Source organism: uncultured Jannaschia sp., from assembly GCF_947494055.1.
Lineage (GTDB): Bacteria > Pseudomonadota > Alphaproteobacteria > Rhodobacterales > Rhodobacteraceae > Jannaschia.
The window spans coordinates 1-10,168 of sequence record NZ_CANLTR010000065.1; the positions used below are offsets into that span (position 1 = coordinate 1).

General features: G+C 64.0%; 17 protein-coding genes and 2 pseudogenes. 9 read left to right on the top strand and 10 right to left on the bottom strand.

Going from position 1 to position 10,168, the window contains the following annotated elements; genetic code table 11:
* Together Q1A87_RS21650 and Q1A87_RS21655 are read left to right on the top strand one after the other, a co-directional pair.
* The coding region (locus tag Q1A87_RS21650) for a glutathione S-transferase C-terminal domain-containing protein (protein ID WP_299656420.1) at positions 1-648 on the top strand (648 nt) is incomplete at its 5' end.
* 397 nt (positions 649-1,045) lie between these two features.
* On the top strand, positions 1,046-1,765 hold the full coding sequence (locus tag Q1A87_RS21655; RefSeq protein WP_299656423.1) for an aspartate dehydrogenase: 720 nt from the start codon (positions 1,046-1,048) through the stop codon (positions 1,763-1,765).
* Between the two features lie 20 nt (positions 1,766-1,785).
* On the opposite strand, the gene Q1A87_RS21660 is transcribed toward Q1A87_RS21655, so the two are convergent.
* The 5 genes from Q1A87_RS21660 to Q1A87_RS21680 form a co-directional block, all read right to left on the bottom strand.
* Complete coding sequence (locus Q1A87_RS21660) at positions 1,786-2,439, bottom strand: TenA family protein (protein ID WP_299656426.1); 654 nt, start codon at positions 2,437-2,439, stop codon at positions 1,786-1,788.
* Between the two features lie 156 nt (positions 2,440-2,595).
* Positions 2,596-2,943, bottom strand: a complete 348-nt coding sequence (locus Q1A87_RS21665; RefSeq protein ID WP_363323047.1) for a helix-turn-helix domain-containing protein — start codon at positions 2,941-2,943, stop codon at positions 2,596-2,598.
* Positions 2,940-3,320: a RidA family protein gene (locus Q1A87_RS21670; protein ID WP_299656429.1), complete on the bottom strand. Its 381-nt coding sequence runs from the start codon at positions 3,318-3,320 to the stop codon at positions 2,940-2,942. The genes Q1A87_RS21665 and Q1A87_RS21670 overlap by 4 nt, the downstream gene beginning before the upstream one ends.
* Entirely contained in the window at positions 3,305-3,565 is a 261-nt protein-coding gene (locus Q1A87_RS21675; RefSeq protein WP_299656432.1) for a hypothetical protein, read from the bottom strand. The genes Q1A87_RS21670 and Q1A87_RS21675 overlap by 16 nt, the downstream gene beginning before the upstream one ends.
* Positions 3,566-3,577: 12 nt before the next feature.
* Complete coding sequence (locus tag Q1A87_RS21680) at positions 3,578-3,787, bottom strand: hypothetical protein (RefSeq protein ID WP_299656435.1); 210 nt, start codon at positions 3,785-3,787, stop codon at positions 3,578-3,580.
* 510 nt (positions 3,788-4,297) lie between these two features.
* Between Q1A87_RS21680 and Q1A87_RS21685 the strand changes: the two genes are divergently transcribed.
* The 3 genes from Q1A87_RS21685 to Q1A87_RS21695 all read left to right on the top strand — a co-directional run bounded on the left by Q1A87_RS21685 (position 4,298) and on the right by Q1A87_RS21695 (position 6,517).
* Complete coding sequence (locus Q1A87_RS21685; RefSeq protein ID WP_299656438.1) at positions 4,298-4,534, top strand: type II toxin-antitoxin system prevent-host-death family antitoxin; 237 nt, start codon at positions 4,298-4,300, stop codon at positions 4,532-4,534.
* Positions 4,534-4,923, top strand: coding sequence for a type II toxin-antitoxin system VapC family toxin (locus Q1A87_RS21690; RefSeq protein ID WP_299656441.1), 390 nt, complete (start codon positions 4,534-4,536; stop codon positions 4,921-4,923). The genes Q1A87_RS21685 and Q1A87_RS21690 overlap by 1 nt, the downstream gene beginning before the upstream one ends.
* Positions 4,924-5,197: 274 nt before the next feature.
* Positions 5,198-6,517 (top strand): Gfo/Idh/MocA family oxidoreductase, encoded by a 1,320-nt coding sequence (locus Q1A87_RS21695; RefSeq protein ID WP_299656444.1) that lies wholly within the window; start codon positions 5,198-5,200, stop codon positions 6,515-6,517.
* Between the two features lie 162 nt (positions 6,518-6,679).
* Here the strand turns inward: Q1A87_RS21695 and Q1A87_RS21700 are convergent, their stop codons facing one another.
* The 4 genes from Q1A87_RS21700 to Q1A87_RS21715 all read right to left on the bottom strand — a co-directional run bounded on the left by Q1A87_RS21700 (position 6,680) and on the right by Q1A87_RS21715 (position 8,132).
* Complete coding sequence (locus Q1A87_RS21700) at positions 6,680-6,997, bottom strand: transposase (RefSeq protein WP_299656446.1); 318 nt, start codon at positions 6,995-6,997, stop codon at positions 6,680-6,682.
* A gap of 20 nt (positions 6,998-7,017) precedes the next feature.
* Positions 7,018-7,404 (bottom strand): transposase, encoded by a 387-nt coding sequence (locus Q1A87_RS21705; protein ID WP_299656449.1) that lies wholly within the window; start codon positions 7,402-7,404, stop codon positions 7,018-7,020.
* Positions 7,405-7,488: 84 nt separating this feature from the next.
* Positions 7,489-7,893 (bottom strand): type II toxin-antitoxin system VapC family toxin, encoded by a 405-nt coding sequence (locus Q1A87_RS21710; RefSeq protein ID WP_299656452.1) that lies wholly within the window; start codon positions 7,891-7,893, stop codon positions 7,489-7,491.
* Positions 7,893-8,132 (bottom strand): type II toxin-antitoxin system prevent-host-death family antitoxin, encoded by a 240-nt coding sequence (locus tag Q1A87_RS21715; RefSeq protein ID WP_299656455.1) that lies wholly within the window; start codon positions 8,130-8,132, stop codon positions 7,893-7,895. Before Q1A87_RS21715 ends, Q1A87_RS21710 begins: the two co-directional genes overlap by 1 nt.
* Positions 8,133-8,327: 195 nt before the next feature.
* Here Q1A87_RS21715 and Q1A87_RS21720 point away from each other — a divergent pair.
* From Q1A87_RS21720 to Q1A87_RS21730, 3 genes and pseudogenes are all read left to right on the top strand, one after another.
* Positions 8,328-8,642 (top strand): annotated as a pseudogene (locus Q1A87_RS21720) (recombinase family protein); the annotation flags it as partial.
* Between the two features lie 189 nt (positions 8,643-8,831).
* Entirely contained in the window at positions 8,832-9,086 is a 255-nt protein-coding gene (locus Q1A87_RS21725; protein WP_299656458.1) for a type II toxin-antitoxin system Phd/YefM family antitoxin, read from the top strand.
* Entirely contained in the window at positions 9,086-9,502 is a 417-nt protein-coding gene (locus Q1A87_RS21730; protein ID WP_299656461.1) for a type II toxin-antitoxin system VapC family toxin, read from the top strand. Before Q1A87_RS21725 ends, Q1A87_RS21730 begins: the two co-directional genes overlap by 1 nt.
* Before the next feature lie 236 nt (positions 9,503-9,738).
* Here the strand turns inward: Q1A87_RS21730 and Q1A87_RS21735 are convergent, their stop codons facing one another.
* Complete coding sequence (locus tag Q1A87_RS21735) at positions 9,739-9,957, bottom strand: hypothetical protein (protein ID WP_299656463.1); 219 nt, start codon at positions 9,955-9,957, stop codon at positions 9,739-9,741.
* Positions 9,958-10,031: 74 nt separating this feature from the next.
* Between Q1A87_RS21735 and Q1A87_RS21740 the strand changes: the two are divergent.
* A pseudogene (locus tag Q1A87_RS21740) lies at positions 10,032-10,168 on the top strand (IS3 family transposase); the annotation flags it as partial.

Here is a 10,168-nt window from a genome sequence, read left to right on the forward strand (position 1 = left end):
CGGCTGCACGAGGGCGACCAGTTCGCGCCGGACTTCCTCGCCCTCAGCCCCAACGCGAAGATGCCGGCCATCCTCGACCACGCGCCGGCGGCGGGCTACGGCGACGCGCCCTTGCCAATCTTCGAGTCCGCCGCGATCCTGCTCTATCTCGCCGAGAAGACGGGACGCTTTGCGCCGCCTGAGGGCGACAGGCGGGCGTCCAAGGACCTCATGGAGTGGCTGTTCTGGCAGACCGGCAGCCAGGGGCCCATGGGCGGCCAGCTCAGCCACTACCGCAACTACGCGCCCGAAGCCGAGCGTGACTACGGCTTCCGCCGCTATCTCGGCGAGTACGAGCGCACCATGGCGGTGCTGGAGAACCGGCTGAGGGATCGCCCCCACATTCTCGGCGAGGCGTATTCCATCGCCGACATGCAGGCTTTCCCCTGGGCCTTCATCGCCAAGCCCCTCGGCTCGTCGCTCGACCGCTTTCCGAACGTCGCGGACTGGCGCGAACGGCTGAAGGGCCGTCCCGCCGTGCGCCGCGCGATCGACCTTCAGAAAAACCAGCAGAACCGCGGCGAGGGCAAGCGCACGGTCGAGAACGATGCCGTGACCTTCAACCAGAACGCCGACCGCCTGCTCGCCCTGGGCCGCGGCGGCACCTGAATCCAAATGGACCTCGCCGCGTTTGTCCCCATCGTGTCGACGGCTTCGACGGGACTCTTTACGGAAGGTGCATAGTGTTAAAGTCGTGCTGCGGTGACGCAGGCAGAGCAGGGGCTTGCAGGGCAGGGCGGATCCTAGTTGACCGGTGAAATGCAAGGAATGTCGATGACAGAATCGCCGATGCCCGTTTTCGGGGCTGGGACGATCTCGGTCAGCCGAACATCAGTCGACCCCACGCAGCCGCGAAGAAGGCCGACATGGTGTCGCTCTGCACTCATCGTCGACTTGGTGTAGTCGATCCTGCACGATGCCGCATTCGGTATGCTAGATGGCTCCACCCCACGCGTGGCGATCCTCTGAGCCCAGAAAAGTATCACGCACAGACACCGGGCTGATCATGACGCAACGCGACGCCCCTGCTCTCGAAATCATCGGCCAAGGCGCCATCGGCCGCTGGATTGCCGAACGGCATACGGGGCCGGTCCGGTTCATCGGGCGGAACCAGAGGCTGACCCGGGTCCCGTTGATCGTCGAAGTCGCGGGACATGGTGGTCTGGCGGAGTACGGAGAACGCGCCCTCGCGCAGGGGAGCGACCTGATCGTCGCATCCGTCGGCGCCTTGGCCGATGTTGCGCTTCACGACCGCATCGTTGCCGCGGCGGGGCCACCGGGCTCCGGCCGCGGGCGGCTTCTCCTGCCCGCCGGCGCATTGGGGGGCATAGACGCGCTCGCCGCCGCACGCGAAGGTGGGTTGCGGCGTGTCGTCTACACGGCGCGTAAGCCGGCCGCCACGCTGATCGAGGATGCCGAAAGCTCCGCAGAGACGGTGCTTCTCGACGGCACCGCACGAGAGGCGGCTCTCCTCTTTCCCAAGAGCAGCAATGTAGCGGCGACGGTCGCACTCGCAGGCTTGGGTTTCGACAACACAGAGGTCAGGGTCATCGCGGACCCCGCGGTGAACTCCAACATCCATACGATTGATGCCGAAGGAGCGTTCGGCTCGTTCAGTTTTTGGATCGAAGGGCGTCCGCTCGCCGACAATCCGCGGAGCTCCAGCCTCACCGCCATGAGCGTCCTGCGGGCGATCCGCAATCTCGGATCAGCTATCGTGGTATGACGTCGCCTTGTCGGCCCGGGTCATACGCCTGACGCATAAGCAGCATCGAAGAATTTCCGCTCGAGTCTGACTGTTTCGCCGAAGACGTCTTCGACCCTTGCGCGATCCTCCGTATCGAGATCGTCCCATGCTCGGTCAAGCTGGGTCCGCAGGTACTCGACCACGCCGCGAAACCCTTCCCCCGAATGCAGCTCGATCCACTCCCGGAACCAGAACGGGAGCCCACTGGCAGCCGAGGCATGACGCTCGCCCCATTCGAGGTAACTCCATTCCGCCACGCAGAGGACGGCCAGCATTTCCGCGTAACGCCCCGACCTCCGGGCGGCGGCCATGATCTCCAGGAGGGCGGCGGTCTCGGATGCCGGCGCCGCTGCCCGGTCCGAGGCATCGACCCCGAGCGCCTCGAACGATCTCTCGAAATAGGTATTCTCGGTGCCGGTGATCAGGGCCAGGAACTGCGCCGCCGGTATCGCATCCTCCAAGGTCGGGGCATGGGCCAGTGCCGTGGCCAGAAGGCGAACGAATTCCTCGAGGAACTTGTGATCCTGGATCAGGTACCACCGCATTTTCTCCTCCGGCAATGTATTGGCTGCCAGTTCGGCGCAGAACGCATGGTCGGTCGCGGCGGCCCAGTCTTCGGCGCAACGGTCGCGCAAAGCTTCGGTTAGACGCATGTGAGTTTCTCCCTCGGAACTTGCCTCCGTCAAAGTCTATGCCCTTGATGGCGAAAGCCTTGAAGTCGCGAAGCCACCCCCGATCCGCAGACTTTTTCTCGGCTGACCGATCGGCGCAGGTCGAGCAGTCACCGGACGCATGGCGGTCTCATTCCGCTATGCCCGCCAGACCGTGTTCGGGCTGACGTCAAGCAGCCGGGCGATCTCGGCGATACAGCGCCCCTCCTTGTCCCGCAGGCGCTGAACTTCCTCGCGCGGGTGACGAGGCAGGGCTGCATCTGTCTTGAAGCCCAAGGCCGGCAGTCGTGCGATAAGCCTGACCGGACCTTCGACGATCGGAGGTCCGGTCAGGCGGCGTCGAAGCGAAAGCTGCCGTTCGCCCCGGCCGCAACGAAGGTCCGGACAGAACCCACTCGAATGCTGCGCCGGTGGCGAAGGACCGCGTTCGCGGGGCACCGGCTGTCTTGTGGAGCGTTTCATCTGGATTGAGCGGTGAAACTTCATATTCGCTTTGCCGTGACGTCGATCTCAACTTTCATCTCCGGCTCGACCAGGTCCGCGATGATCATCGTCGCGGCAGGTCGCACCTCACCGAAAGTCTCGCCAAGAATGGCGAACACCGTCTGAACGTGGGCGCGGTCCGTCACCACGTAGCGGGCCCGCACGACATCCCGAAAGCTGAAGTCCGCCTCTTCGAGAGCTCGTCCTATCGTCGCCAACGCGTTCCGCGTCTGCTCACTGACATCCTCCGGCATGGTCATCGTGTCGTAATCGTAGCCTGTCGTCCCGGACACAAAGCATTCGTCGCCCGCGGCAACGGCGCGGGAGTATCCAGCCGTCTTCTCGAATGGCGACCCCGTGGAAATCAGTTTTCGTGACATGTCGAGACCGGCAGCGTGGCCGCGGCGCCTTCTGGAACGGTCTCAGGCCGCGGGTCCGATGCCGCGTCATCCGCCAGTCCGGAACCGCCGTCGCAACGGACCAGATCAATGGTTTGAACATCCTTCCATATGAAGCTCAGATCGTCCGAACCCGTGCGCTGTGTCAGGCGATAATAGACGCGCTCTCGAGTTTCGAGTTCCGGCACCCCTTCGAGTTGCAGGTAGTCTGCGGCGACGAACGTCACCGGACCTATTCGCTAGACCTCCCTGACGCGCGCATTGCCGCCGAAGGTCGTGATCGTGTCTGCACCGATATCGATCCGCGTGACCGACTTGCCGGGAGACCTGCATTCAGATGCCGACACGTCCCAACTCCCGCGCGTTTCGGTCGGCAGGCACTGACTCGATGCCGGACTGGTAAAGCCGTAAATGGCGGCGCACAACACGGACGACGAAATCGTCTTCATGGCGGACGGCTCCTGTTGCCTCTCTAGGGAAAGCAAGGCCCCTCGCACCGTTCTTAATCGAACATGCTCTCGAGATCGCCGTGAAACCTCGCGGCCTCGGCATGGCTCCAGGATCGTGACGGCGACGACGAGAAGCAGGCCGACGCCCGTCGCGTTCGATAGCGCTTATCTCATCGCGAGGGGGCTCTTGCGTTGCGCCGCCGGGACGGCTGACCCCGTTATGGCGTCATTCGCACTGTCGCGTCAGGGGGACCGGGTTCGACGGAGCCGCACCAGTCGATCCATTCCGCCGCCGCTTCGATGATTGGAGGAAGGGACGGCTTCAGTGCAAAGACGACCCTGTTGGTGAGGACAATGATGAACAAGACCTGACTTCGGATTAGTGTCGACTGGTAAGTGTCTGGCAAACAACGTCCTATGTCGTTCTTCTGCTTCGTGGGGCGTACACGCCAATCCGATCCTTGTATCACAGGAAGTACCAGACTAACTCTAGTCCATCCGGAGGCGTCGATGCAGTTCAACATTCACGAGGCGAAGACCCAGTTCTCGAAGCTCGTCGCGGCCGTGGAGCGTGGAGAGACCGTGACGATCTGCCGGAACGGTCGGCCTGTGATCACCTGCGTACCGGCGCGGCCCCGGGGGCCGTTTCCGTTCGGCGCTTGGGGATCGCTGTCAGGCGGGGCGACATCGCTCGAGCACATGGTCGGACCCACCGACGCGGAGACGCTCGACAACATGGGGCTCTGATGCTCCTCGACACGCATGTGCTGATCTGGGCGATGCTGGCGCCAGACCTTCTGTCAGGTCCAGCGCGTGACGCACTTGTGAATGCGACCGAGCGCTGTGTAAGTGCAGCCAGCCTCTACGAGATCACCTACAAGGCGATGCTCGGCAAATGGCCCGAGGTCGAGAAACTGCTGTCCGTCGATCTCGACACGCGGCTCCGATCCGACGGGTTCGAGGTCGTCCCGGCGTCCGGAGCCGTCATGGATCGCGCTGGACGGTTCGCTTGGGCGCACCGGGATCCGTTCGACCGGATCATCGTCGCGACCGCTCTCGAACGCGCCATACCGGTCGTCTCGAAGGACGCGACGCTGGACACCGTGCCGGGCGGAGGGGTGCAGCGCATCTGGTAAGCAAAAGGCTTGAAGCCCGGACTTCCCTTTTCCCAAGATGCATTTAGAGCTATTCGGGATTTGGGTTAACCCGCCGAGCAGTTTGCTCCCATGGTCCCTCAGAGTGACAATGGCCACGATCGCGCGAAGATGCGATGGGGGATGCCGTCGCCGAAAGCGGTGCTGTTCGCCGCCCGCGAAGGAGCGCAGCCCGGACCGGCGGCTGGCGTGCTATCGCGGGGCTTGTCGACAACCTGTCCGTACCGGCTAGGATTGCCATGAGGGGGAACGCATCATGAGTCTGACACGTCTTGCTGTGGATCGCGCGGCAGAGGGTCGGCCGGTCCGGGTCGGCCTGATCGGCGCAGGCAAGTTCGGCTCGATGTTCCTGTCGCAGGTTCCCACGATCACGGGCCTCGAAGTCACCTGCATCGCCGATCTCGACGTCGCACGGGCGCGCACCGCCTGCGCCGCCGTCGGGTGGGACGCGGATCGAACCCGTGGCACGGCCTTCGTCGAGGACGGCGCGGCCCTTGCGGCGCGGGACGACGTGGACGTGGTGATCGAGGCGACGGGCAATCCCCGCGCGGGCATCGCCCATGCGCTCGCCGCCATCGAGGCGGGCAAGCATGTCGTGATGGTGAACGTGGAGGCCGACGTGCTGGCCGGGCCGGCCCTTGCGCGCCGGGCCCGCTCGGCGGGCGTGGTCTATTCGATGGCCTATGGCGACCAGCCTGCCCTGGTCGCCGAGATGGTGGACTGGGCCCGATCCGCCGGATTCAACGTCGCCGCCGCCGGCAAGGGTACGAAGTACCTGCCCGCCTACCATGCCGTCACCCCGGACGACGTATGGCGGCATTACGGGCTGACCCCGGAGCAGGCCGCCGCGGGCGGCATGAACCCGCAGATGTTCAACTCCTTCCTCGACGGCACGAAGAGCGCGATCGAGATGGCGGCCATCGCCAACGCGACCGGGCTCGGCGTGCCCGAGGATGGGCTCTCGTTCCCGCCCTGCGGCGTCGACGACCTGGCCCATGTGCTGCGCCCGCGCGAGCTGGGCGGCCAGCTCGGGACCGCGCCCGGCGGCACCGGAGCGGTCGAGGTGGTGTCGAGCCTGGAGCGCGACGGCCGCCCGGTGTTCCGCGACCTCCGCTGGGGCGTGTTCGTCGTGATCGAGGCGCCGAACGACTACGCGGCGGCCTGCTTCGCGCAATACGGCCTGCCGACCGACGCGACCGGGCGCTACGCCGCGATGTACAAGCCGTTCCACCTGATCGGGCTAGAACTGTCGGTCTCGGTCCTGAGCGCCGCGCTCCGGGGCGAGGCGACGGGGGCGGCCGAGGCGTTCCGAGCCGGCGCCGTCGCGGTGGCCAAGCGCGACCTGCGGGTAGGCGACAGGCTCGACGGAGAGGGCGGCTACACGGTCTGGGGCCGTCTCGCCCCCGCCTCGGCGGCGACCGATGCCACTCTGCCCCTTCCGATCGGCCTCGCCCACAAGGTCGAGGTCGTCCGGGACGTGCCGGCCGGGCAAGCCCTTACCTTCGCGGATGTTCGCACCGAGGAGGACGCGGTCGTTGCCCTACACCGCGAGGCGCTGCAGATCGACGGCACTTGAAAGCTCGTAGCCAATCTGCGGTTCTTCCAAGCTGTCACTTCCGACAGATTGCCATCCCCCTTCAAATGCTTGTCTCAAGGTTGGCGCATTATCTACGGTAGTCATCGTCAGAAACGCTATCGCGCGACGACCAATCGGTAACCGCAATCACGCTCGTCGAGTTCAAGCACGTCTGGCCAGGTTGTCGAGAACGACGACGGTGCCGGGCTCGATCTCGGGCACCAGCACCTTGCGGACGCAGGCGGCGAAGGCCGGGCCGTCCATCGCACCCTTGATCACCCAAGGCGCGATCAGCGCGTCCGCCGTCAGCCCCGCGATCAGCGTCTGCGTGCCCCAGCTGCCGAATGGGGCATCCATGGTCAGGCGCTCTCCGCGCGGGGCTCGTCCGCGAAGGCGCGTGAGGTTTGTCTTCACGGCGGTTTCGTCGAGAAACATCACCCGCTCGGGCCGGGCGGCGATGGCGGGGAGGCGGTGCCTCATCCAGTCGGCGCGCTGTTGCCTTACCCTTGCGCGGCGGCGTTCGGTGGCGACCAGCGACTTTTTTCGTACGTGAAGCCGAGCCGGGTCAGCAGCTTGGCAATGGACGAATGGTGGACCTGGACCCCCTCCGCTTCGGTGAGCGCGTCGCGCAACTCGAAGAGTGTGATGTCGGGGTCTTGCGCGACCAGTTCGTCGATAAAGGCTTGGTACGGCGCCAACTTGACCGACCCGGGCGGGCGGCCCTGAACCGCCGCGTCGGCATGTCCCTTCGTCCTGATCTGCCGCGCCCACCGGGCGCCGGTCGCGGGCGAGACCTTCAGTCGCGCCGCAGCGGCACGCCCACTCAGTCCCTCTTCAATGTACTTCTGAAACCGTGTCCGAAGCGCTGACGGCAAAGGTGCTGACATGGTCCATCCTCCTCAAAAGGATGAATCACACCGCCTCCCTCATGGGAATCCCCACGATTCAAGTTTCGGCCGACAAGCTCTAGATTATGTGTTGTATGCATCTCGCAGCATGTCGACTTTCTCGACCTTAGCCGCTGCGATCAATGCCTTGTCGAGGCTTGCGAGAGGCTCACCCCGCCGGATCGCAAGCTCGAGATAGGTACTGTCGTATGCGGTCAGCCTGTGCCGCCGCGCCAGCGCCATGACCCGTTCACTGTCCGCAGACGTGTCGAGCACAATACCGAGCTTGTCGACCTGTTGCAGGATCGTGTCCGTGTCTGCCGGCTCGATCCGGCCGCGTCGTTCGATCATCATGAGAATATTGCGGAGTTCCACCCAGAGAAGCCAGGGTGCCACGATAGGCTGACCATCGAAAAGGATGGAAATGTCTGGTCCATCCTCATCGGGTAGTAGCCACCCCGCCAGCGCCGACGCGTCGATGACTGCCACTACCGACGACCGGTATCGCGCGCGTCGAGGATATCTCCTGTCGTCACCTGCCCGCGCAGCCTGATGCGAATGGCCTCGAGCGACTTGAGGGCGGCAGCGCGTTCGCTGACCTCCGCCATCGGTAGAAGTCGCGCAACCGCCGTGCCGCGGCGGGTGATGACGATCTCCTCGCCGCGCTCCACGCTTGCAAGCAACTCCGACAGATGGGTCTTGGCTTCGAAAGAACCGACAGTTCGCATGGGTCACCTGGTTGATGAACTGGTTTGAACCTAGTCTGAAACGAGGGCCGTCTCAAGTACGTTCGCGCTGACCTAAATCGAACGGTTTGGGACACCTGCTGAGAACACTGTTCAAAAGCTTGAAATGAGCTCTTATGGGCATGTTCAAAATGATTAGGGGATTTCGGCGCCGTAGCTCGCACCTTTGTCTATCTTCGTGTCTCGACCATCGGACAGACGACCGAGACCCAGAAGCAGCAGATCGCGGCGGCCGGGATTGAGATCGAGGACTACAAGATCATGGCCGAGTCGGTCTCGGGCAGCGTCGAGGCGATGAAGCGGCCGGGCTTCGCGCGGTTCGTCGACAGGCTCGAGCCCGGTGACACGCTGGTGGTGACGAAGATGGACCGGCTCGGCCGCAACGCGATCGACGTGATGGCGACGATCGAGAGGCTGGGCAGGATGTCGGTCCGGGTGCGGAGCCTCGACCTGGGCTGCGCGGACCTAACCAGCGCCACGGGCGGATGGTGATGCAAATTCTGAACCCGGTCGCGCAGTTCGAGAGGGATCTGGTCCGGTAGCGGACGAAGTCCGGCGTCGACTAGGTCCAAGACGGCCCACTGCATTAGGATAGTGCCGCTTCACATGACCAGACCTTCAGGAGTGCTGGACCTCGTATCATGCAGACATTAGGTAGTAACGTAACTACAGGAGTCTGTCATGCCGATCGTGATCGTGAGTAGCCGCGAACTGAACCAAGATCTCAGTCGCGCGAAGCGGGCTGCTCTTAAAGGCCCGGTCTTCATCACCGACCGGGGCCGACCCGCCCACGTCCTCCTCAGCATCGAGGCTTACGAGAAGCTCGTAGGAACGACCCGGAACCTTGCCGAGGTCTTGGCCATGCCGGGCCTGTCGGAGATCGAGTTCGACCCGCCGAAGAGCGAGATCGCGAGCCGTCCGGCCGATCTCGGCTGATGTTCCTGCTCGACACGAACGTCGTCTCCGAGTTGCGGAAGGCCGGGGACGGCCGTGCGGACCCGAACGTGATCCGCTGGATCGCCGCACAGGATGCCGGGCGCTTCTACATTTCCGCACTAACCCTGATGGAGCTCGAAATCGGCGTCCTACGCATCGAGCGCCGCGATCCGGGGCAGGGGGAACGCCTCCGTGCTTGGCTGAACGAACGGGTTCTCCCCGCGTTCTCCGATCGGGTCCTACCAGTCGACGGTCCCGTCGCCCTCCGCTGTGCCCGGCTCCATGTTCCGGACCCGCGGTCGGAGCGCGACGCCCTCATCGCGGCAACGGCCTTGGTCCACGGCATGAGCGTCGTGACCCGTAACGTACGGGACTTCGAGGCGACGGCCGTCACGTTGATCGATCCCTGGATGTGAGAAAGGTCGCCCTTTGAAGAGTAGGGGGGCCTCACACGGAGCGTGGTTATCCGCCCGGCAACCCGCTTAACGGACTGGGCTGTTCTGTTAAATCGCCCCGCCGAGCGATAGCTTCCGTTCCGGTAGTAAGGGCGGATAGCTGCCATTCGCCGCATTCTAAACGAATGGCAGCTTTTGGAGCAGCTCGCTTCCTCAACACGGCGTATTCTCCGCGCACCTGTACGGTTACGCTGTAGTCAGCGGCCGCCCGTGTTCCAGTACAGTCGTAACGCCGCCATCGTCGTATGGAAGTCGGCCATGTTCCAACAGACGTTCGCCCCGTCTTGTATCAACCAGTGCAGGTCATTGGCGCACGCCAATTCAGTCGGGTTGCAACCATCCAGCCACGCCAGACAGTTCTCGAAGGTCTGTTGGAACGTCCAGCTGAAGTTCTGCGTCGGCACGTTCCAGAGCATTCCTTCCAAGAAGTAAGATGGTGAACCGCGCCGGGTTTACCGGAGGCTCCAACTCTTGAGTAGGATGGAGCATCATGAACAAGACCACGAACAAGTTTTCTCCTGAAGTGCGCGAGCGCGCCGTGCGGATGGTTTGTCAACGGCAGAGTAAAATCCGGCCACGTGGCGGCGCAAAACCAGGCCAATATTGGGGTGCCGAGCGCCATGGCGC